The sequence below is a fragment of the Pseudomonas sp. GR 6-02 genome (assembly GCF_001655615.1).
Lineage (GTDB): Bacteria > Pseudomonadota > Gammaproteobacteria > Pseudomonadales > Pseudomonadaceae > Aquipseudomonas.
In genome coordinates, this window is the sequence record NZ_CP011567.1 from 6,098,744 (window position 1) to 6,119,465 (window position 20,722).

At 60.1% G+C, this 20,722-nt stretch carries 20 protein-coding genes; 6 read left to right on the forward strand and 14 right to left on the reverse strand.

Annotation, left to right across the window (positions count from 1 at the left end):
• Positions 1–102: 102 nt before the first annotated feature.
• On the reverse strand, positions 103–531 hold the full coding sequence (locus PGR6_RS27140; protein WP_018928654.1) for a DUF2269 domain-containing protein: 429 nt from the start codon (positions 529–531) through the stop codon (positions 103–105).
• Between the two features lie 39 nt (positions 532–570).
• On the reverse strand, positions 571–2,085 hold the full coding sequence (ilvA, locus tag PGR6_RS27145) for a threonine ammonia-lyase, biosynthetic (RefSeq protein ID WP_018928653.1): 1,515 nt from the start codon (positions 2,083–2,085) through the stop codon (positions 571–573).
• A gap of 349 nt (positions 2,086–2,434) precedes the next feature.
• Here ilvA and rpiA point away from each other — a divergent pair, with 349 nt between their 5' ends.
• The gene (gene rpiA / locus PGR6_RS27150; protein WP_018928652.1) at positions 2,435–3,106 is read left to right on the forward strand and encodes a ribose-5-phosphate isomerase RpiA; all 672 of its coding nucleotides are present in this window, start codon (positions 2,435–2,437) and stop codon (positions 3,104–3,106) included.
• Positions 3,107–3,167: 61 nt separating this feature from the next.
• Here rpiA and PGR6_RS27155 read toward each other — a convergent pair whose 3' ends face one another.
• The 4 genes from PGR6_RS27155 to PGR6_RS27170 all read right to left on the reverse strand — a co-directional run bounded on the left by PGR6_RS27155 (position 3,168) and on the right by PGR6_RS27170 (position 7,376).
• A complete protein-coding gene (locus tag PGR6_RS27155; protein ID WP_064621006.1) occupies positions 3,168–4,073 on the reverse strand; it encodes an SdiA-regulated domain-containing protein in 906 nt (301 codons plus the stop codon).
• Positions 4,074–4,160: 87 nt separating this feature from the next.
• Entirely contained in the window at positions 4,161–5,096 is a 936-nt protein-coding gene (locus tag PGR6_RS27160; RefSeq protein ID WP_064621008.1) for an SdiA-regulated domain-containing protein, read from the reverse strand.
• A 181-nt stretch (positions 5,097–5,277) separates the two neighbouring features.
• Positions 5,278–5,943 (reverse strand): fumarylacetoacetate hydrolase family protein, encoded by a 666-nt coding sequence (locus tag PGR6_RS27165; RefSeq protein ID WP_018928649.1) that lies wholly within the window; start codon positions 5,941–5,943, stop codon positions 5,278–5,280.
• 38 nt (positions 5,944–5,981) lie between these two features.
• Positions 5,982–7,376 (reverse strand): FAD-binding oxidoreductase, encoded by a 1,395-nt coding sequence (locus tag PGR6_RS27170; protein WP_028939105.1) that lies wholly within the window; start codon positions 7,374–7,376, stop codon positions 5,982–5,984.
• A 204-nt stretch (positions 7,377–7,580) separates the two neighbouring features.
• On the opposite strand from PGR6_RS27170, the gene serA reads away from it, so the two are divergent.
• Entirely contained in the window at positions 7,581–8,810 is a 1,230-nt protein-coding gene (gene serA, locus PGR6_RS27175) for a phosphoglycerate dehydrogenase (RefSeq protein ID WP_064621010.1), read from the forward strand.
• 77 nt (positions 8,811–8,887) lie between these two features.
• On the opposite strand, the gene PGR6_RS27180 is transcribed toward serA, so the two are convergent.
• Positions 8,888–9,313, reverse strand: a complete 426-nt coding sequence (locus tag PGR6_RS27180) for a DUF4399 domain-containing protein (RefSeq protein ID WP_064621012.1) — start codon at positions 9,311–9,313, stop codon at positions 8,888–8,890.
• A 140-nt stretch (positions 9,314–9,453) separates the two neighbouring features.
• Here PGR6_RS27180 and PGR6_RS27185 point away from each other — a divergent pair, with 140 nt between their 5' ends.
• Positions 9,454–10,038 carry a transporter substrate-binding domain-containing protein gene (locus PGR6_RS27185; RefSeq protein ID WP_064621014.1) on the forward strand — a complete coding sequence of 195 codons (585 nt, stop codon included), beginning with the start codon at positions 9,454–9,456 and terminating at the stop codon, positions 10,036–10,038.
• 29 nt (positions 10,039–10,067) lie between these two features.
• On the opposite strand, the gene PGR6_RS27190 is transcribed toward PGR6_RS27185, so the two are convergent.
• Both PGR6_RS27190 and PGR6_RS27195 read right to left on the reverse strand, forming a co-directional pair.
• The gene (locus tag PGR6_RS27190) at positions 10,068–10,553 is read right to left on the reverse strand and encodes a DUF523 domain-containing protein (protein WP_018928644.1); all 486 of its coding nucleotides are present in this window, start codon (positions 10,551–10,553) and stop codon (positions 10,068–10,070) included.
• Positions 10,554–10,555: 2 nt separating this feature from the next.
• Entirely contained in the window at positions 10,556–11,188 is a 633-nt protein-coding gene (locus PGR6_RS27195; protein ID WP_018928643.1) for a 2OG-Fe(II) oxygenase, read from the reverse strand.
• Positions 11,189–11,321: 133 nt separating this feature from the next.
• On the opposite strand from PGR6_RS27195, the gene PGR6_RS27200 reads away from it, so the two are divergent.
• Entirely contained in the window at positions 11,322–12,074 is a 753-nt protein-coding gene (locus PGR6_RS27200; RefSeq protein ID WP_064621016.1) for a DUF2059 domain-containing protein, read from the forward strand.
• A gap of 42 nt (positions 12,075–12,116) precedes the next feature.
• On the opposite strand, the gene PGR6_RS27205 is transcribed toward PGR6_RS27200, so the two are convergent.
• On the reverse strand, positions 12,117–13,064 hold the full coding sequence (locus PGR6_RS27205; protein WP_018928641.1) for an alpha/beta hydrolase: 948 nt from the start codon (positions 13,062–13,064) through the stop codon (positions 12,117–12,119).
• Between the two features lie 97 nt (positions 13,065–13,161).
• Here PGR6_RS27205 and PGR6_RS27210 point away from each other — a divergent pair, with 97 nt between their 5' ends.
• Positions 13,162–13,740 (forward strand): DUF6436 domain-containing protein, encoded by a 579-nt coding sequence (locus PGR6_RS27210; RefSeq protein ID WP_064621018.1) that lies wholly within the window; start codon positions 13,162–13,164, stop codon positions 13,738–13,740.
• A 103-nt stretch (positions 13,741–13,843) separates the two neighbouring features.
• Positions 13,844–16,246, forward strand: coding sequence for a penicillin acylase family protein (locus PGR6_RS27215; RefSeq protein WP_064621020.1), 2,403 nt, complete (start codon positions 13,844–13,846; stop codon positions 16,244–16,246).
• A 142-nt stretch (positions 16,247–16,388) separates the two neighbouring features.
• Here PGR6_RS27215 and PGR6_RS27220 read toward each other — a convergent pair whose 3' ends face one another.
• From PGR6_RS27220 to PGR6_RS27235, 4 genes are all read right to left on the reverse strand, one after another.
• A complete protein-coding gene (locus tag PGR6_RS27220; RefSeq protein WP_018928638.1) occupies positions 16,389–17,279 on the reverse strand; it encodes an ABC transporter permease subunit in 891 nt (296 codons plus the stop codon).
• Positions 17,276–18,196: an ABC transporter permease subunit gene (locus PGR6_RS27225; RefSeq protein WP_018928637.1), complete on the reverse strand. Its 921-nt coding sequence runs from the start codon at positions 18,194–18,196 to the stop codon at positions 17,276–17,278. Before PGR6_RS27225 ends, PGR6_RS27220 begins: the two co-directional genes overlap by 4 nt.
• Positions 18,193–19,335, reverse strand: a complete 1,143-nt coding sequence (locus PGR6_RS27230; RefSeq protein WP_018928636.1) for an ABC transporter ATP-binding protein — start codon at positions 19,333–19,335, stop codon at positions 18,193–18,195. Before PGR6_RS27230 ends, PGR6_RS27225 begins: the two co-directional genes overlap by 4 nt.
• Positions 19,336–19,396: 61 nt before the next feature.
• Positions 19,397–20,494 (reverse strand): polyamine ABC transporter substrate-binding protein, encoded by a 1,098-nt coding sequence (locus PGR6_RS27235; protein WP_064621021.1) that lies wholly within the window; start codon positions 20,492–20,494, stop codon positions 19,397–19,399.
• Between the last annotated feature and the right edge of the window lie 228 nt (positions 20,495–20,722).

The following is a 20,722-nucleotide window of genomic DNA, read 5'->3' on the forward strand; positions in this document are numbered from 1 at the left end:
CTACCGAGGTACGAGGCTGCGTTGCGGTCCGCAGGACCGCCCTTCGGGGCCGCTTCGCAGCCCATCGCAGCCTCGCACCTCGCAGCAGCTACAGATTCCGCGCTATACCGGCTTGGCCCCCATCAACCCCGCAATGGCGATCAAGCAGACAAAACTGAACAACGCCAACGCCAACGTAAACTTCCCATTCCCCGCCGCCGGCGCCTTGCGCAGCCGATTGAGCCGCACCAGCAGCCAGAACCAGCCCAGCGCCGCCACGGTGTACAGCACACTGGACGCCAGCAACCAGGTCTGCCCCAACGGCCAGCCCACCAGATGCACCATCCACCAGCCGGTAAACGGCATGCTCAACAGCGCCAGGCCCATCAACAACCAGATGAACACCTGCGGTCGCTGCAAGGTACGCGCAGGCGCCGTCGCATCACCGTTACGACGAGTGCGCCAGACCCAGATTGCCAGCCCCAGTGCGCTGATCAACAGCAGCACCGTCGCCACGCCATGCGCGACTTTGAGGGCGGTTAACGTTTCCATTGTTCGAATTCCTTATAGGCTGCCCATCAGCGTAGCCGCTCAGCCGAGAAACAGCTGATAGGCCGGGTTGTCGCTTTCGTCCCAGTACGGGTAGCCGATTTCTTCCAGCGCCGCCGGTACCAGATGACGCTCGTCGTGGGGCACTTGCAGGCCCGCGACCACACGGCCATCCGCCGCGCCGTGGTTGCGGTAGTGGAACATCGAAATGTTCCAGCGCCCACCGAGCTTGTTGAGGAAGTTGAACAACGCACCCGGACGCTCCGGGAACTCGAAGCGCAGCACCACCTCATCGACCACCTGGGCGGCACGCCCGCCAACCATATGGCGAATGTGCAATTTGGCCAGTTCGTTGTCGGTCAGGTCGAGTACCGGGAAACCCTGCTCGGTCAGGCTGGCGAGCAGCGCACTGCGCGGGTCGTTTTCCGGATGGGTCTGCACGCCGACAAAGATGTGCGCTTCGCTGCCGGTGTTGTAGCGGTAGTTGAATTCGGTGATCTGGCGCTTGCCGATGGCTTCGCAGAACGCCTTGAAGCTGCCCGGTTTCTCGGGGATGGTCACGGCGATGATAGCTTCGCGGCCCTCGCCCAGCTCGGCACGCTCGGCGACGTGTCGCAAGCGGTCGAAGTTGACGTTGGCACCGGAATCGATGGCCACGAAGGTGTGGCCGGTGACACCACGTTGCTCGACGTATTTCTTGATCCCGGCCACGCCCAAGGCGCCGGCAGGTTCAGTGATCGAGCGGGTATCGTCGTAGATATCCTTGATCGCCGCACAGATTTCATCGGTGCTGACGGTGATCACTTCATCAACGTAGTCTTTGCAGATATCGAAGGTGTGCTGGCCGATCTGCGCCACCGCGACGCCATCGGCAAACAGGCCCACGGTCGGCAACACCACGCGCTCGCCGGCCGCCATGGCGGCTTGCAAGCAGTTGGAGTCATCCGGTTCGACGCCGATGATCTTGATGTCCGGACGCAGGTATTTCACGTACGCCGCAATCCCGGCGATCAATCCGCCGCCGCCCACCGGAACGAAGATCGCATCCAGACGCCCCGGGTGCTGGCGCAGAATCTCCATGGCCACCGTGCCCTGCCCGGCAATGGTGTGGGGATCGTCGTAGGGGTGAATGTAGACGTAGCCTTTTTCGTCGACCAGTTTCAGCGAGTAGGCCAGGGCTTCCGGGAACGAATCGCCGTGCAGTACCACTTTGCCGCCGCGCGAACGCACGCCTTCGACCTTGATCTCCGGGGTGGTCTTGGGCATCACGATGGTCGCTTTCACGCCCAGCACTTTGGCTGCCAGGGCCAGGCCTTGCGCATGGTTGCCCGCCGAAGCGGTGACCACGCCACGGGCGCGCTCTTCATCGCTCAGTTGCGTCAGCTTGTTGTAAGCGCCGCGAATCTTGAACGAGAACACCGGCTGCAAGTCTTCACGCTTGAGCCAAATCTCGTTGCCCAGCCGCTCGGAGAGCTGGCGAGCAGTCTGCAATGGGGTTTCTACGGCAACGTCATAAACGCGCGAGGTGAGGATCTTTTTGACGTACTGTTCGAGCATCGGAAAGCATCACTGAACGGGTTGGGCAGGGCCAAGGAGTCTAACCCGGCTTTCGGGCGGGCGACCACACTAAACAGGTGGTTTTAGCCACTCGCAAACGCAAGAGACTCATTGTGGCGAGGGAGCTTGCTCCCGCTGGAGTGCGAAGTGCTCCCCAAAACAGGCAGCCCGTTTCTTCAAACACATTGTATTGGCAGGTTTTACGACTGCTGCGCAGCCGAGCGGGAGCAAGCTCCCTCGCCACAGACAAGCCCCCTCGTCTCCATTCGACACACTGGCAATGACCTTCCACATCGCGAGGCCTATAATGCCGGCCTTTCGTCCCCCTCTTCGGCACCTCGGAGCCCGCATGACCCAGGATCAACTCAAACAGGCAGTGGCTCAGGCCGCCGTCGACTTCATCCTCCCGAAACTCGATGACAAGAGCATCGTCGGGGTCGGCACCGGCTCTACCGCCAATTGCTTCATCGACGCCCTGGCCAAGCACAAAGGCGCGTTTGACGGCGCAGTGGCCAGTTCCGAAGCCACCGCCGCACGCCTCAAGGGCCACGGGATTCCGGTGTATGAGCTCAATACCGTCAGCGATCTGGAGTTCTACGTCGACGGCGCCGATGAAAGCGACGAGCACCTGCACCTGATTAAAGGCGGCGGTGCAGCCCTGACCCGCGAGAAGATCGTGGCGGCCGTGGCCAAGACCTTCATCTGCATCGCCGACGCCAGCAAACTGGTGCCGGTGCTCGGTGCGTTCCCATTGCCGGTGGAAGTGATCCCGATGGCTCGCAGCCACGTGGCCCGCGAACTGGTGAAGCTGGGCGGCGACCCGGTTTACCGTGAAGGTGTGCTGACCGATAACGGCAACATCATCCTTGACGTGCACAACATGCAGATCACCAACCCGGTGGAGCTGGAAGCACAGATCAACGCCATCGTCGGCGTGGTCACCAACGGTTTGTTCGCGGCGCGCCCGGCGGACTTGCTGCTGTTGGGCACGAGCGAAGGCGTGAAAACCCTCAAGGCCTGATGCCACACCCAATTGTAGGAGCGAAGCTTGCTCGCTCCTACAATTGGTTTTGCGGTGTTGGTCAGGGCTGTGCCGGTTTTTTGAAGACGTAGAACAGGTTCGGCTCGCTGACGAGGTACAGGGTGCCGTCGTCATCCATGGCAATGCCTTCCGGCTTGTGCAATCCCTGACGATCCTTGCTCAGTGACAGGGTGCTCAGCGGTCGCCCGTCCACATCCAGTTCAAGAATCAACCGCGACTCATCGGACAGTGCCAGCAAATGGCCGCTGCGCTCGTCATATTGCAGGCTCGACAGGTCTCGCACGAACATTCCGCCATCGCGCTTGGGATTGTTCACCACGTGCACCGCGTAGGACTTCTCCGGGTTGTAATGGGGAAAGCCCTGCACTTCGTAGATCAGCATCGGGTCGCGCTCCTTGGCGACGAACAAGCGCTTGCCCACCGAGTCATAGGCCAAACCCTCGAAACCCTTGTTGCCGCTCATGTGCACGCCGAGGGTCATCTGCTCGGCGTCCGCGGCATCGAGGAACGTCGTGCCCTTGCGCAGATGAATCTTGATCAGCCGTTGCTCACGCTCATCGGTGATCACGTAAGTGTCAGCGCTAATGAACTCCACTGCTTCCGGGTCGCCGAACCCGACCAGCGCCACACGCCGCAGGATTTTGCCTTCCAGGGACAACTCGATCAGCTCGGCGTTTTTTTGGGTGACCGTGAACAGGCTTTTGCGCACGGGATCGAAGGTCAGCGCTGAAACATCGTCGTCCAGACCGTCAATGACTCGCGCCTCGATCGCCACCTGATACTGGTCCAGGCCAATGGATCGGGTATTCATCGGCTGCCATAGCGCCTGCACATTGAACCCGCTGCGTTCAAACAGGCGCTGGTACTGGCCGACGGCAACCAACACGATCAGGGCAATGACCGACAGGATCAGCATCAGGGGTTTGGGGCGGACAAGTCGACGCATTCAGGCAAACTCGGAAACAGGACGGGCGGATGAAACACCACGGCTGCCTGAATTAAAACCCTAATGGCCCGCGACCTTCTACCGCAACTACCGAACCTGTTGCTTTTCGAAGCGGTAGAACAGGTTCGGCTCGCTCACCATGTACAGCGTGCCTGCTTCGTCCATGGTGACGCCTTCGGCACGGGGAATGGTTTTCTTCAGGCCATTGAACCCTCCGAGCAAGGTCATGAAACTGACCTGCTCGCCCTTCTCGTCCAGTTCCAGCAACAAGTGAGAGTCGGCGGACAGCACCAGGGTGTGGCCAGTGCGCGGATCGATGGCCAAGGCCGACAGGTTACGGACATCCAGTGCGTCGCTGGAGAGTTTCTGCTTGTCACCCTTCAGGATCTGGCTGCCATCGCTTTTCCAGCTGAACAGCGCTGGTGGACGCTCTTCACCCAGCAGCAGTTGCTGGCGACGGGCATCCCAGACGACGGCTTCGAAGCCTTTATTCTGGTTTTTCGAGGGGCCGAGATCGTATTTCGGGAAATTGGCGATGTTCAGCTCGCGCGTATCGGCATCGACCTTGACGATCGAGAGCAGGTGTTCGCGCTCATCGGTAATCGCCAGCAAACCATTGCCCATTACCGTCACCCCTTCCGGGTTGCTCCACCCCACCAGCGGCATTTTGCGCAACACGTCGCCTTGCAACGTCAGCTCGACCAGGAACGGGTTCTTGCCCATCACGGAGAACAGGGTTTTGGTCTGCGGGTCGTAAGACACGTCCGACGCTTCGTCCTTCTCCATGCCCGGCAGCAGTTTGGCGTCGATCACCGCCCGATAGTCCGGCAGCCAGACACTCTCTTTTCGTTCGGCAGGGCTTTCGAAGCGTTCCTTCACCCAGAGCACACCGCGATCATCCCAATGCATCGCAAACGCAAGGCCATAAGCGGCGACCGCCACCAGTAAAAGCCAGGAATACCAACGCATGACAAAGCGCGAGCGGCGGGCAGTTTTCAGCTTGGGCAGCGATTCGATGGCCATTCAGGGATGCGTTCCAGAAATTCAGGCTATGGGTAATAGCACATTGGGACAGGCTCAGATGCCATAAGCCCCGGAATTATCCAGACAAAATGTGAAAAAAACGGGAAATGGCCGGATTGCCCTGTGTGGGCAGCCAAGATCAAAAGATCGCAGCCTGCGGCAGGCTGCGATCTTTTGCTTTTTAGAGAACGCTACTGGTAAAGCGGCTGACACCCGGCAATTCGAGCACCAGTTCGTCACCGACATTCAGCGGGCCAACGCCCACCGGCGTGCCAGTGAGGATCACGTCACCGGCCTGCAGCGAGAAGCAGCCGGCCATGTACTGGATCATCGGCACGATCGGATTGAGCATGTCCTTGGTGTTGCCATCCTGGCGGACTTCACCATTGATGGTCAGGCGGATGCCGATGTCGGTCAGGTCGGTAAACGTGCTGCCAGCCACGAATGGCGCAATCACCGCCGCACCGTCAAAGCACTTGGCGATTTCCCACGGCAGGCCCTTGGCTTTAAGCTCGGCCTGCTTGTCGCGCAGGGTCAGGTCCAGGGCCGGGGCGAAGCCGGAGATGGCATCCAGCACTTCTTCGCGGCTCGGCTTGGTCGACAATGGCTTGCCGATCAGCACCGCTATTTCTGCTTCGTAATGCACCGAACCGCGCTCGGTCGGAATGCTGAAGCTGCCTTCCAGTGGCACCACGCAGCTGCCGGGCTTGATGAACAGCAGTGGTTCGGTGGGCACCGGGTTGTCCAGTTCCTTGGCGTGTTCGGCGTAGTTGCGGCCGATGCACACCACTTTCCCCAGCGGAAAATGAATACGCGTTCCGTCGACATACTGGTGCTGATAGCTCATTGACCGACTCCTGCTTCGTGCTCTTAAAATTCGAAGAATCAAACAGCGAAAATCTTGCCCGGGTTCATGATGCCGTTCGGGTCGAACACCGCCTTGACGGCTTTCATGTACTCGATCTCAACCGGTGAGCGGCTATAGGTCAAGTAGTCACGTTTGGTCATGCCCACGCCGTGTTCGGCGGAAATCGAACCGTTGTACTTCTCGACGGTTTCGAACACCCACTTGTTGACGGTGGCGCACTTGGCGAAGAACTCATCCTTGCTCAGGTTATCCGGCTTGAGGATGTTCAAGTGCAGGTTGCCGTCGCCGATGTGGCCGAACCAGACGATTTCGAAGTCCGGGTAGTGTTCGCCGACGATCGCGTCGATTTCCTTCAGGAACCCCGGGACTTTCGACACAGTGACCGAAATGTCGTTTTTGTACGGCGTCCAGTGGGAAATGGTTTCGGAGATGTACTCGCGCAGCTTCCAGAGGTTCTGCAACTGGGTTTCGCTCTGGCTCATCACACCGTCCAGCACCCAGCCCTGCTCGACGCAGTACTCGAAGGTTTCCAGGGCGTGATTGGCCACTTCATCGGTGGTCGCTTCGAATTCCAGCAATGCATAGAACGGGCAGTCGGATTCGAACGGCGCCGGCACATCGCCGCGAGCCATGACCTTGGCCAGGGCTTTGTCGGAGAAGAACTCGAAGGCAGTCAGGTCAAGTTTGCTCTGGAACGCATGCAATACCGGCATGATCGAATCGAAATCGGCGGTACCGAGCACCATCGCGGTGAGGTTTTTCGGCGCACGGTCCAGACGCATGGTGGCTTCGACGACAAAACCCAGGGTGCCTTCAGCGCCGATGAACAGCTGACGCAGGTCGTAGCCGGTGGCGTTCTTGATCAGGTCTTTGTTCAGTTCCAGCAGATCGCCCTTGCCGGTGACGACTTTCATGCCGGCCACCCAGTTACGGGTCATGCCGTAGCGAATCACCTTGATCCCGCCGGCATTGGTGCCGATATTGCCGCCAATTTGGCTGGAACCTGCCGAAGCGAAGTCCACCGGGTAGTACAAACCGTGCTCTTCAGCCTTGTTCTGTAATTGTTCGGTAACCACGCCCGGCTGACAAACAACGGTGCGATCGGTGAGGTTCACGTCGAGAATCTGGTTCATGTAGTCGAAGGACACGACCACTTCGCCATTGGCCGCCACTGCTGCGGCAGAAAGCCCGGTACGACCGCCGGACGGCACCAGTGCAACCTTGTGTTCATTGGCCCAACGGACAATGGCCTGGACCTGCTCGATGGTCTTGGGGAACACAATGGCCGTCGGGGCCGGGGCGAAATGTTTGGTCCAATCCTTGCCGTAAGCGTTCAGGGAGTCGGCGTCGGTCAGCACCTTGCCAGGCTCAACCAGGGTCTTCAGCTCATCAATCAGCGCAGGATTGGTCATCGACAGAACTCTCGAACAATTCATGGTCATCCTGAGTACGCTTCACGTCGCAGAATGAGTGTTAGCAGGTCGCATATGCTAGCATACCGACCCCGCAGGATAGTGCCCAAAGGCTGTTCTGCGGCGACGGCTTTCCTGCCGTCCGGGTCAGCTCTGGCTGCTCCCTTCCCTGCCATTTTTTCTCCGGGACACAGGTTTACGCAGATGAGCAAGACTTCTCTCGATAAGAGCAAGATCAAGTTCCTTCTTCTCGAAGGCGTCCACCAATCGGCTGTCGACGTCCTCAAGGCGGCGGGCTACACCAGCATCGAGTACCTCACAGGTTCTCTGCCGGACGCCCAGCTGAAGGAAAAGATCGCTGATGCTCACTTCATCGGCATTCGCTCCCGCACTCAACTGACCGAAGAGATCTTCGATCACGCGAAGAAACTGGTGGCTGTCGGCTGTTTCTGCATCGGCACCAACCAGGTCGACCTCAACGCGGCTCGCGAACGCGGTATCGCGGTATTCAACGCGCCGTACTCCAACACTCGCTCCGTTGCCGAGCTGGTGCTGGCCGAGGCGATTCTGTTGCTGCGCGGCATCCCTGAGAAGAACGCTTCCTGCCACCGTGGCGGCTGGATCAAAAGCGCAGCCAACTCCTTCGAAATCCGCGGTAAAAAGCTGGGTATCGTCGGTTACGGCTCGATCGGCACTCAACTGTCGGTCCTGGCGGAAGGCCTGGGCATGCAGGTTTACTTCTACGACACCGTAACCAAGCTGCCATTGGGCAACGCCACCCAGGTCGGCAACCTGCACGAGCTGTTGGGCATGTCCGACATCGTCACCCTGCACGTTCCGGAAACCGCTGCCACCCAGTGGATGATCGGCGAGAAGGAAATCCGCGCCATCAAGAAGGGCGGCATCCTGATCAACGCCGCGCGCGGCACCGTGGTCGAACTGGACGCCCTGGCGGACGCGATCAAGGACAAGCACCTGATCGGCGCGGCCATCGACGTATTCCCGGTGGAGCCACGCTCCAACGAAGAAGAGTTCGAAAGCCCGCTGCGTGGCCTGGACAACGTGATCCTGACCCCGCACATCGGTGGTTCTACCGCTGAAGCGCAGGCCAACATCGGCCTGGAAGTGGCGGAAAAACTGGTCAAGTACAGCGACAACGGTACGTCGGTATCGTCCGTGAACTTCCCGGAAGTGGCCCTGCCGGCTCACCCTGGCAAGCACCGCCTGCTGCACATCCACGAAAACATTCCGGGTGTGATGAGCGAGATCAACAAGGTCTTCGCCGAAAACAGCATCAACATTTCCGGTCAGTTCCTGCAGACCAACGAGAAAGTCGGCTACGTCGTGATCGACGTCGATGCCGATTACTCGGAAATGGCGCAAGAGAAGCTGCAGCACATCAACGGCACCATTCGTTGCCGCGTGTTGTTCTGATCGCGACTTGAGCGACAAAAAAGGGAGCTCCTCGGAGCTCCCTTTTTTACGGCTGCTTTTTCATGGCAGCGGAAAAGTCACTGCACATTCACGGTGATTTTCTTCGACACGATCGGCGGATCGAACGGCATGTGACCGCTGTCGCCCAGCTCGAGCTGCAAGGTGTGCTTGCCCGGTGCCAGTTTGATTTCAGCGTGAGTCTGCGCTTTGCCAAAGTGCATGTGATTGGCATCGTTTGGAATCGGAGCGCCGGCAGCCGGTAGTTTGTCGACATCGATCAGCAGATGGTGGTGCCCAGTGTTTTTGGTGGTGTCGCCCGCTGGTGCCAGTGCGATTTCCTTGACGCCGAAATTCACTGTAAAGGTTTGCGCGACCGTGGCTCCGTCCGCAGGAGATACGATGAACACTTCTGCCCCCTTCGGAGCCGGGGTGGCGGCACCGGCCAGCACCGAAACACCCATCAGCACACCAGCCAATGCTGCTCGTGACATAAAGCTTTTCATTCTCTTCTCCAGTTTTTCCGTAAAATTCGCTCGACCGTGAACAACTTAACGGCCATTCGTTGTCGAAGGCACTCAATAACCATAGCAAAGCGAGCCTGAACAGCGCGTCGCGATAGATAAATGAATTCAAAGGAGTGACCATGCGCTTTTTGCCTGGCCTGATCTGCCTGCTACCCCTTTTGAGCCCTTTGGCTCATGCCGAACTGATGGACGATGTAAACGACCGCGGCGAATTGCGCATTGCTCTTGAGGCTAATACACCGCCCTTCAATTTCAAGGATGACGGCAAACTGACCGGGTTCGAGGTCGAGTTGGGTCAACTGCTGGCCAATGAGCTGGATGTACGGGCTGACTTCGTCGTCACCGATTCCGACGATCTGATGACCGGCGTCGAAAGCGGCAAATACGACGTTGCCATCAATCACATAGCACTGACCCCGGACCTGAAGGATCGTTTCGACTTCAGCGAACCTTACATTCATACCAACGCACAATTGATCGCGCAGAAAGAAGAGCAACCGCGATCAATCCTGTTGGTGCAGTCGCTGACGGAACAAAAACCGAAGGCCACCCCTGTGAGCCTGGCGATTCCGTTTCAGAAGGGTAATCCGGCGTTTCATGCCAGCCTTGAGAATGCAATGCAGCGGATCAAGGCCGATGGCCGGCTGGAGGCGCTGGAGCAAAAGTGGTTTGGGGCAGATGCGGGTGTGGCGCCGAAACCTTGATTCGGGCGAATGAGTAACCCTGCGGGCTGTTACTTCAGGGTTGCCAGGGCCTGCGCCGCTTGCGGCAACTCCAGCTCGCTGAAGACTTGCACACCATGGCGCTTGAGCAGCGCGGCGGTCACGCCCTCACCGCTGACCTTCACTCCACTGAACGTCCCGTCATAGGTCAGCAGATTCCCGCAAGACGGGCTGTTGGCCTTGAGCACGGCAATCCGGATGCCGTGCTGTTGCACCAGCTCCAGCGCCTGAGAAGCCCCCGATAGAAACTCGGCACTGACGTCCTCGCCCTCGGTGGTGATGACCGATGCAAGGCCATCAAGCACTTCACCGCCCTGCCCGCCGGGAATTTCCGCCGCAGCCCTGGGTGTCGGCAACCCGCCGGCGACTTCCGGACACAACGGCACCACCCGGCCCTCGGCAATCCACTGTTCCAACAGATCGAACGGCCCGCTGGCCCCGCCGTCGTAACGGACGCGGTGACCGAGCAAACAGCGGCTTACCAGAATCTTTTGCATGATCAGAACGGCTCGTTGCCACGACGGCGGAACCAGCCCGTCAAGGACAGGCGTTCTCGGGTCGCGGGCAGGACTTCGTGGGGCACGTCGCCCGACAGGAACACCACCAGGCATCCGCCGGTGGGCACCACATCGTGTTCGACGCCTTCGTCCAGGTACATGCGCAACTGACCGCCATGCTCGGGCAGCCAGGCGTCGTTGAGGTAGATCACCGCCGAGACCATGCGCCGGTCGTCGTCACGGAAACGGTCGACATGCTTGAGGTAGAAAGCGCCGGGCGGGTACAGGGCGAAATGGCTTTCGAAATCTTCCAGGCCCAGGAACAAACCACGATTCATCGCCTCACGCAGGCTGTCCATCAACCCCAGGTAGCTGTCGCAGGACTCGGCCTGGCCGGGTTCGAGCCACTGGATATGGTCGCCGCGAATGCCCTCGCGAATCTCCGAAAACGCCCCGCGCCCCACGGCGGCCGGGGCGAGCTCACCCTCGGCGGCACGTTTACGACATTCGGCGGCCAGCGCCCGGGTCAGGTCCAGGGGCAGGAAAATATTCTGCTGCGACCAGCCGTGTTCGGCCAGGTCGTCGACGATACGTAACAGCAGTGGATGATCAGAGGGTATGTGCATGGCGCGCATAGTATTCCTGTGCCCGCAAATCCGACAGAGCCACGCAGCGGAGGATTGGTCGGATAAGGTACTCAACCTGATACGAATTCTCGACAAGTACGAATGCCGCACGGAGAATAGTCGCCTGCTGACAGGAGTCCCTATGCGTCGCTTGCTTTTCTCACTGTTGATGTTCTGCGTTTTGCCCGCCTGGGCGGACGGCCACGACCAGTTGTACAAGGTCGCCGGTTGGCCAGAACAACGCGCGCATTTCAACGATGCTCTCTCGGCCGCTCAGCAGCGCTATCAGAACAGCTTGCCACCGGCAGTGTTCCAGGCCCTGGTCGACAACAGCAATCTGCGGTTCGCCCCCAAGGCCATGGACCAGCGCGCCGAAGCGCAACTGCGCAAGAAGCTCGCCGACCCGAAACCTGCGCTGACCTTCTTTCAATCGCCCCTGGGCAAGAAAATCGTCGCCGCCGAACTGCTGGCGACCCGTCGCGATCAATTGGCGAAAAACGCCAAGGGCTTGCCGAAGATGCAAGCCAGCGATACCCGTCAACTGATCATCGGCCACCTGGCCCAGGCCCTGCCCGCCCGCGAGGCCGGCGCTGAAGTCAGCCTGGCGATCGCAGGCGTCGCGGCCGACAGCCTGAGTTCGATGATCCCCGGCCTGCTCGGCAACGGTCAGGCTCAAGGCATGTTGAACGGTCAGCGCCAGCGCCTGATGGAGCAGATCGGCGCCGACCTGAGCAACACGCTGCTGTATGTCTATCGCGACCTGTCGGATGACGAACTGGAAGAGTTTTCGACCTTTGCCGAGTCCTCTGAAGGCAAGGCTTATTACCAAGCGGCATTGGCGGCGATTCGGGCGGGGTTGGCAGTGGGGCAAAGTACGTCGAGCCTGACCCAGTAATTTTTGGCGTCCGTGAAATGGCCCGCGAAGACTATCGAAATGTCACCGCCGATCCCGACTCATGCGCTTGGTCAAAAACCCGAAATACTCCTGCCGCAACCCCGGCGACTCATTCGCCAGATGATGCCGCGCCTCAGGCAGCATCAACACCTGGGGCCGATCGAACTTGCCTCGCAGCACTTCAAGGTTGTGCTCCCAATCCACGGTCATGTCCGCCTGCCCCTGCACGATCAGCGGCCGCCGCGGGCTGCTCGGTGCCGCTTCGATACGCTTGATCCACCGTCCCAGCGCACCGACCCAGGCCGTTGGCAGACGCAGCGGTTGCAGCGGATCGGCCTGCAGGAACGCGAGGAAGTCAGGGTCGTTGGAATTCTCGCTGAAGCGCCGGGCGATGCCTTTGACAAACGGCTTGAGCAGGTAATAACTGAGCCGCGACCAACCCCAGGCTCGCGGCCGCACCAAGGGCGACAGCAGAATCACTTGCCCCTGGGCCGGGCTGCTCGCACCTTGATTGAGTACATGGTCGATCACAATCGCCCCGCCGGTGCTTTGCCCGCACAAGTGCCAGGGCTGCGGAAGGCCCAACGACTGCGCCTCGGCCAGCAGGCCTTGCAGGGCGCTCTGGTACTCGGCGAAGTCCTTGATACTCGCCCGTTCGCCACTGGACAAGCCATGCCCCGGCAGGTCGCAGGCGATTACCGCAAACCCTTGGTCCAGCGCCCACTCAATCACATGCCGGTAGAGCCCGGTGTGATCGTAGAAGCCGTGAAATAGAAACAGCGTCGCCTTCGCCCGCTCGGGCCACCAGAGCTGGCTGACCACTTCATAACCATCGATCTCGAAACGCCCCAAGCCACGGCGCAGGGTCCGCTGTGGAAAATCCAGCCCGTAAAAACGCTGATAGGCCATGGCCTCCGTCGACAGCGGCCGCCACTCGGCCAACGGCCGCAGGCTGGCACGCAAATGATCGGGGTCGAAAGTGGCAGACATGGGCTATTCCAGAGCGCTAAACGGACTTTATCGGCCTGCGATATTCATCTGTCGCAGCAAGCATGGCAAGCTAGCCGACCTTCGAGGATTGAAACCCATGCGCCCGGCCTATCGCACCACACTGCTTGCCAGCCTGCTCGCCCTTGTGTGTGCCAGTGTGCTGTGGGCCGCTTACGACTGGTTTCAGGGACGCTACCTGCGAGCCTTCAGTTCGCACACCGCCGTGTTCTCCGGCGACCCGTTGCGCCTGCCCGACGAACTCGCCGGCCCCGGCGCCATTCGCCTGGTGCACTTCTGGGACCCGGCCTGCCCATGCAATGTCGGCAACCAACAACACCTGACTGAACTGGTTGAGCAATATGTACCGCAGGGCGTCGAGTTCTATACGGTACAAAAGCCCGGCAGTCACGGCCAGTTGCCCGGCACCTTGAGCCGCCTGAAAACCCTCGCTGCCCTGCCTGGCTCCGAACAGATTCCCGCCAGTCCGGCAGTGGCGATATGGGACCGCGACGGCAAGCTGGCATATTTCGGCCCGTACAGCGAAGGCCTGACCTGCAATTCGAGCAACAGTTTTATCGAGCCTATCCTGCAAGCGCTGAACGCAGGCAGGGCGGTGAACGCCACCCATACGATGGCGGTGGGTTGCTACTGCCCGTGGCCCGCGGTGGCGAAGTAAGGCATTCCTGACTTTTCCAGGACCGCGATGCCCGGCACAGGAGGTCTGTGCTACACGTTTGCAGCCCACACGGGCGGCAATCCCGAAAGAACAAGGAGCCACCATGAAACGCGTCCTGACCGTACTTGCCTTGCTGATCGTCGCGCTCGCCGCCGGGGGCGGCTGGTATGTGTACAGCAAACAACCGACGCGCCAGGGCCAGGTGACGTTGCAGCATCTGCAAGGCTCAGTGACCGTGCGCTACGACGAGCGCGGCGTGCCGCATATCCGCGCCGAAAATGAAACCGACCTCTACCGCGCCCTCGGCTACGTGCAGGCCCAGGACCGACTATTCCAGATGGAAGCCGTGCGGCGCCTGGCCCGTGGTGAGCTGGCCGAAGTCCTCGGCCCGAAACTGCTCGACACCGACAAACTGTTTCGCAGCCTGCGCATCCGCGAACGTGCTGACAGTTACGTGGCCGCGCTGGATCGTGAGTCGCCGGCGTGGAAGGCCCTGCAAGCCTATCTGGACGGCATCAATCAATATCAGGACAGCCACGCCGCGCCAGTAGAGTTCGACGTGCTGGGAATCCCCAAGCGCCCTTTCACCGCCGAAGACAGCATCAGCATCGCCGGCTACATGGCCTACAGCTTTGCCGCGGCGTTTCGCACCGAACCCTTGCTGACTTACGTGCGTGACCAACTGGGCGCCGATTACCTGAACATCTTCGACCTCGACTGGCAGCCCAAGGGCGTGCTGGCCAAAAGGCGCCCCAGCCCCGCGCCGGTCCTCGCCGCCAGTGACTGGAAAGACCTGAACGCCCTTGCCCGTCTGAGTGAGCAGGCTCTGGCCGACCACGGCCTGCCGCAATTCGAAGGCAGCAACGCCTGGGTGATTTCCGGCAACCGCAGCAAAAGCGGCAAGCCGCTGCTGGCCGGTGACCCGCACATACGCTTCTCGGTGCCGTCAGTGTGGTACGAGGCGCACCTGTCGGCGCCAGGCTTCGAGCTGTATGGCTACCATCAGGCGCTGGTGCCGTTTGCATTTCTCGGCCACAACCTGGACTTCGGCTGGAGCCTGACGATGTTCCAGAACGACGATCTGGACCTGATCGCCGAGAAGGTCAACCCGGACAACCCGAACCAGGTCTGGTATCGCGGCAAGTGGGTGGACATGGTCACCACCGAACAACAGATCGCAGTGAAAGGCCAGTCACCGGTCACATTGACGCTGCGCCAGTCGCCCCATGGCCCGATCGTCAACGATGCGCTTGGCACTGCCGCCGGCAAGACGCCGGTTGCCATGTGGTGGGCGTTCCTCGAAACCCCGAATCCGATCCTTGACGGCTTCTACCAGCTCAATCGCGCCGACACCCTGGCCAAGGCCCGCGCCGCGGCCGCCAAGGTTCAGGCTCCAGGGTTGAACATCGTCTACGCCAACGCCAAGGGCGACATCGGCTGGTGGGCCTCGGCGTTGCTGCCCAAGCGTCCGGCCGGGGTGAAGCCCGGTTTCATCCTCGACGGCAGCACCCCTCAGGCGGACAAGGAAGGTTTTTACCCGTTCAGTGCCAACCCGCAGGAAGAGAACCCGGCGCGGGGCTACATCGTCTCGGCCAACTTCCAACCGGTGTCGCCGACCGGCATGGAAATTCCCGGCTACTACAACCTCGCCGATCGCGGGCAGCAGCTCAATCGCCAGCTCAGCGACAAGAACGTGAAGTGGGACAACGCGGCCAACCAGAAGCTGCAACTGGGTACGACCACCGCCTACGGGCCGCGCTTGCTGGCGCCTTTGCTGCCGGTACTGCGTGAAGTGGTGAGCGACCCGGCCGAACTCAAACTGGTGGAGCAACTGGCGCAGTGGAGCGGCGATTACCCGCTGGACTCCATCAGCGCCACCCTGTTCAACCAGTTCCTGTTCAACCTCGCCGACGCGGCGCTGCGCGATGAACTGGGCAATGACTTCTTCGAAACGCTGCTCCCGACCCGGGTGATCGATGCCGCGCTGCCGCGCCTGGCGGCCTCCGCCGACTCGCCGTGGTGGGACAACCGCAACACCCCTGGCAAGGAAACCCGCGCCGATACGGTCAAGGTGGCCTGGCAAGCGAGCATGGCTCATCTCAAAGCCACCCTTGGCGCCGATTCCGCGCAATGGCAGTGGGGCAAGGCGCACACCCTGACCCACGGCCATCCGCTGGGGATGCAAAAGCCCCTGGACCAGATTTTCAACGTTGGCCCATTCGCGGCCCCCGGCACCCACGAAGTACCGAACAACCTCTCGGCCAAGATCGGCCCGGCGCCGTGGCCCGTGACCTACGGCCCGTCGACCCGGCGGCTGATCGACTTCGCCGACCCGGCCCACAGCCTGACCATCAACCCGGTGGGCCAGAGCGGCGTGCCGTTCGACAGCCATTATGCCGACCAGGCCGAGGCGTATATCGAAGGGGTTTATTACCAGGCGAATTTCAATGAGGAAGAAGTGATGGCCAATACCCGCAGCACCTTGAAGCTGTTGCCGGCGCGGTAGATTTTTTCTGGCCGGGCTGACGCCTTCGCCACAAAACTCTGGGCCATAAAGTCAAAAAATCGCAGCCTGCGGCAACTCTTACGGGATTCACATTCCACTGTAGGAGCTGCCGCAGGTTGCGATCTTTTGATCGGCAGCAGTTTTAAGCCGCTTCCGGTGCCTGCGCCCGACGTACGTCCGGTTGTTTCCAGGAGTCGGCAGCGGCTTCCTCGATGGCTTGCTGGATCGCACGTTTGCGGCTTTCTTCGGCGCGACGGCTGAAGAACCAGACCAGGAAGGTCACCAGCGACACCGCCAGCAGAATCAGGCTGGCCACGGCGTTGATCTCAGGCTTCACGCCCAGGCGCACCGCCGAGAACACTTCCATCGGCAGGGTCGTGGAGCCTGGCCCGGACACAAAGCTCGCCAACACCAAATCATCCAGCGACAAGGCAAACGACATCATGCCGCCGGCCGCCAGTGACGGCGCGATCATCGGGATGGTGATCAGGAAGAACACTTTCCATGGCCGCGCACCGAGGTCCATGGCCGCTTCTTCGATGGACAAATCCAATTCACGCAAGCGCGCCGACACCACCACCGCCACATAGGCTGCACAGAATGTGGTGTGAGCGATCCAGATGGTGACGATGCCGCGCTCCTGCGGCCAGCCGATCATCTGCGCCATGGCCACGAACAGCAGCAACAGCGACAGACCGGTGATCACTTCCGGCATCACCAGCGGCGCCGTCACCAGGCCGCCAAACAGTGTGCGGCCCTTGAAGCGGGTGATGCGGGTCAGCACGAACGCCGCCAGCGTCCCCAATGCCACCGCCGCTATCGCCGTGTAGCAAGCGATTTCCAGCGAGCGCACCACTGAGCCCATCAGTTGCGTGTTGTCGAGCAGGCCGACGTACCACTTCACCGACCAGCCGCCCCACACCGTTACCAGTTTCGAGGCGTTGAACGAGTAGATCACCAGGATCAGCATCGGTGCGTAGATGAACAGCAGACCCAGCACCAGCATCAGGTTCGAGAAACGGAAGCGCTTCATTCTTTACCCTCCATTTCCTTGGCCTGACTGCGGTTGAACAGGATGATCGGCACAATCAGGATTGCCAGCATCACCACCGCCAGGGCAGACGCCACCGGCCAGTCGCGGTTGTTGAAGAACTCTTGCCAGAGCACTTTACCGATCATCAGGGTTTCCGGACCACCGAGCAGTTCCGGGATCACGAACTCCCCCACCACCGGGATGAACACCAGCATGCAGCCGGCGATAATGCCGTTTTTCGACAGCGGCACGGTGATCTTCCAGAAGCTGTTGAAGTTGCTCGAACCGAGGTCCGATGCGGCTTCCAGCAGGCTGTGATCGTGTTTCACCAGGTTGGCGTAGAGCGGCAGGATCATGAACGGCAGATAGGAGTAAACAACCCCGATATAAACCGCCAGGTTGGTATTGAGGATCTGCAACGGCTCGTCGATCCAGCCCATGCTCATCAGAAAACCATTGAGCAGCCCGTTGTTGCTGAGGATGCCCATCCACGCATACACGCGGATCAGGATCGCGGTCCAGGTCGGCATCATGATCAGCAGCACCAGCACCGTTTGCAGCTCTTTGCGGGCGGTGGCAATGCCATAGGCCATCGGGTAGCCGATCAGCAGGCAGAGGATGGTGCTGAACAGCGCCATCTTCAGCGAGCCTAGGTAAGCGGCGATGTACAACTCGTCATCGCCCAGCATCGCGTAGTTGGCCAGGTTGAGCAGCACCTGCAGTTTCTGGTCAACGAAGGTGTAGATCTCGGTGTACGGCGGAATGGCCACGTCGGCTTCAGCGAAGCTGATCTTCAGGACGATGAAGAACGGCAGCATGAAGAACATGAACAGCCAGATGAACGGAACCCCGATGACCAGCTGACGGCCACCGGGAAGTATTCGATTGAGCCGGCGTTTGAGTTTGCGCATGTTCATGAGCGAAGTACCACGCCGCTGTCGTCTTCCCACCACACGTAAACCTGGTCACCCCAGGTCGGGCGCTGGCCACGGCGCTCGGCGTTGGCGACGAAGGACTGCACCAGCTTGCCGCTCGGCAGTTCGACGTAGAACACCGAATGGCCGCCGAGGTAGGCGATGTCGTGCACCTTGCCGCTGGACCAGTTGTGTTCGCAGGTCGGCATTTCGGCCGTCACCAGCAGTTTTTCCGGACGGATCGCATAGGTAACGGACTTGTCCTGCACCGAGGTGCTGATGCCGTGACCCACGTAAATGTTGCGGTCCAGATCCTTGCAGGTGATCAGTGCATGGCCCTCGGCATCGTCCACCACTTCACCTTCGAAGATGTTGACGTTGCCGATGAATTCGCAGACCAGGCGGCTGGTCGGGGTTTCGTAGATGTCGATCGGGCTGCCGATCTGGGCGATCCAGCCCAGGTGCATGATCGCGATGCGCTCGGCCATGGTCATGGCCTCTTCCTGGTCGTGGGTCACCATGACGCAGGTTACGCCGACGCGCTCGATGATCTCGACCAGTTCCAGCTGCATTTGCGAACGCAGCTTCTTGTCCAGCGCGCCCATCGGTTCGTCGAGCAACAACAGCTTCGGCCGCTTGGCCAACGAACGCGCCAGGGCCACGCGCTGACGCTGACCACCGGACAGCTGATGCGGTTTGCGCTTGGCGTACTCGCTCATCTGCACCAGCTTGAGCATCTCGGCCACGCGGGCATCGACCTCGGCCGTCGGGATCTTGTCCTGCTTGAGGCCGAAAGCGATGTTCTGCGCCACGGTCATGTGCGGGAACAAGGCGTAGGACTGGAACATCATGTTGATCGGCCGCTCGTACGGCGGCATGTCAGTGATGTCTACGCCATCAAGGAAAATGCGCCCCTCCGTGGGCCGTTCAAAACCTGCCAGCATCCGCAGCAAGGTGGATTTGCCCGAACCCGAGCCGCCGAGCAAGGCGAAGATTTCGCCTTTCTTGATTTCCAGGGACACGTCGTCCACGGCAATCGTCTCGTCGAACTTTTTGGTGACCCGGTCGATTTTGACCAACACCTGTTTAGGTGATTGGTCGCCCTCGAGGGCTTTCTTATAGGCGCCGGAGGCAACTGCCATTTACGAAACTCCCAACAGAATTTGCAGTTCGCTCAATGTGGCGAACCTGGATAGTTTGACGCTATTTGCCCGACTTGACCTTGGTCCAGCTGCGCGTCATCAAACGTTGAATGTTCGGCGGTAACTCGATGGACACGTACATCTTGTCGAGGACCGCTTGCGGCGGATAAACCGACGCGTCAGTGCGTATGGATTGTTCCATCAGTTTGTCCGACCCAGGGTTTGGGTTGGCGTAGCCCACGGCATCGCTGACCTTGGCGATTACCTCAGGTTTGAGCAAATAGTTGATGAAGGCGTGGGCTTCCTTGACGTTGGCCGCATCCTTGGGGATCGCCAGCATATCGAACCAGAGCGCGCCGCCCTCTTTTGGAATCGAGTAGGCGATGTTCATGCCTTTACCGGCTTCAGCCGCGCGGGCCTTGGCCTGGAACATGTCGCCGGAAAAACCGATCGCAACGCAGATATCGCCGTTGGCCAGGTCCGCGATGTATTTGGATGAGTGGAAGTACGTCACATAAGGCCGCACCGCCAGCAATTTAGCCTCGGCCTTTTTGTAGTCTTCGGGGTTGGTGCTGTTGGCGTTCAGGCCCATGTAGTTGAGGACCGTGGGCATCATTTCATCGGCGGAGTCGAGGAACGCGACGCCGCAACTGTGCAGCTTCTTGATGTTCTGCGGCTCGAACACCACATCCCAGGAATCGATCTTGTCGAGCCCCAGCACAGCCTTGATCTTGTCGACGTTGTAACCGATGCCGTTGGTGCCCCACAGATACGGCACGGCATATTGGTTACCCGGATCGTTCTGCTCCAGGCGCTTGAGCAACACCGGGTCGAGGTTGGAATAGTTGCCTAGCTTAGACTTGTCGAGCTTCTGGAAAGCGCCGGCCTTGATCTGCTTGCCAAGGAAATGGTTGGACGGCACGACCACGTCGTAACCGGTACGCCCGGCCAGCAATTTGCCTTCCAGGGTTTCGTTGGAATCGAATACGTCGTAAATCGGCTTGATACCGGCGTCTTTCTGGAAGTCGGCCAGGGTGGTCTCACCAATGTAGTCCGACCAGTTATAAATATGCACCGTGCCGGTGGCCTGGGCACTGACGGCAAGCGTCAGCCCGGCGCCGACCAGCAGGGCATTGCGCAACAAAGAAAAAACAGGCAAGTGGAGGTCCTCTAAAATTAGTTGGGCCCAAGTTGCCCCGCGCTACATGACAGCCATGGCTGCCTGACAACAAAACCGGCGCGCAACTTACCCTCGAAAAACCGTTCCAGCAAACTTTATGAAGATCCTGTAGCAGCGGCCGCAGGCTGCATTCAACTGCGAAGCAGTTGTGCTGTCGAAAAGCGGAGGTCCTTCGGACCTCAACGCAGCCTTCGGCAGCTGCTACAG

Excerpts from the sequence above, each read along its gene's own strand:
- PGR6_RS27225 (WP_018928637.1), bottom strand. The coding sequence starts at position 18,196 with ATGAACATGCGCAAACTCAAACGCCGGCTCAATCGAATACTTCCCGGT.
- PGR6_RS27155 (WP_064621006.1), bottom strand. The coding sequence starts at position 4,073 with ATGCGTCGACTTGTCCGCCCCAAACCCCTGATGCTGATCCTGTCGGTC.
- rpiA (WP_018928652.1), top strand. The coding sequence starts at position 2,435 with ATGACCCAGGATCAACTCAAACAGGCAGTGGCTCAGGCCGCCGTCGAC.
- PGR6_RS27185 (WP_064621014.1), top strand. The coding sequence starts at position 9,454 with ATGCGCTTTTTGCCTGGCCTGATCTGCCTGCTACCCCTTTTGAGCCCT.
- PGR6_RS27160 (WP_064621008.1), bottom strand. The coding sequence starts at position 5,096 with ATGGCCATCGAATCGCTGCCCAAGCTGAAAACTGCCCGCCGCTCGCGC.
- PGR6_RS27210 (WP_064621018.1), top strand. The coding sequence starts at position 13,162 with ATGCGCCCGGCCTATCGCACCACACTGCTTGCCAGCCTGCTCGCCCTT.
- PGR6_RS27200 (WP_064621016.1), top strand. The coding sequence starts at position 11,322 with ATGCGTCGCTTGCTTTTCTCACTGTTGATGTTCTGCGTTTTGCCCGCC.
- PGR6_RS27165 (WP_018928649.1), bottom strand. The coding sequence starts at position 5,943 with ATGAGCTATCAGCACCAGTATGTCGACGGAACGCGTATTCATTTTCCG.
- PGR6_RS27170 (WP_028939105.1), bottom strand. The coding sequence starts at position 7,376 with ATGACCAATCCTGCGCTGATTGATGAGCTGAAGACCCTGGTTGAGCCT.
- PGR6_RS27205 (WP_018928641.1), bottom strand. The coding sequence starts at position 13,064 with ATGTCTGCCACTTTCGACCCCGATCATTTGCGTGCCAGCCTGCGGCCG.
- PGR6_RS27190 (WP_018928644.1), bottom strand. The coding sequence starts at position 10,553 with ATGCAAAAGATTCTGGTAAGCCGCTGTTTGCTCGGTCACCGCGTCCGT.
- serA (WP_064621010.1), top strand. The coding sequence starts at position 7,581 with ATGAGCAAGACTTCTCTCGATAAGAGCAAGATCAAGTTCCTTCTTCTC.
- PGR6_RS27220 (WP_018928638.1), bottom strand. The coding sequence starts at position 17,279 with ATGAAGCGCTTCCGTTTCTCGAACCTGATGCTGGTGCTGGGTCTGCTG.
- PGR6_RS27195 (WP_018928643.1), bottom strand. The coding sequence starts at position 11,188 with ATGCGCGCCATGCACATACCCTCTGATCATCCACTGCTGTTACGTATC.
- PGR6_RS27140 (WP_018928654.1), bottom strand. The coding sequence starts at position 531 with ATGGAAACGTTAACCGCCCTCAAAGTCGCGCATGGCGTGGCGACGGTG.
- PGR6_RS27215 (WP_064621020.1), top strand. The coding sequence starts at position 13,844 with ATGAAACGCGTCCTGACCGTACTTGCCTTGCTGATCGTCGCGCTCGCC.
- PGR6_RS27180 (WP_064621012.1), bottom strand. The coding sequence starts at position 9,313 with ATGAAAAGCTTTATGTCACGAGCAGCATTGGCTGGTGTGCTGATGGGT.
- PGR6_RS27230 (WP_018928636.1), bottom strand. The coding sequence starts at position 19,335 with ATGGCAGTTGCCTCCGGCGCCTATAAGAAAGCCCTCGAGGGCGACCAA.
- ilvA (WP_018928653.1), bottom strand. The coding sequence starts at position 2,085 with ATGCTCGAACAGTACGTCAAAAAGATCCTCACCTCGCGCGTTTATGAC.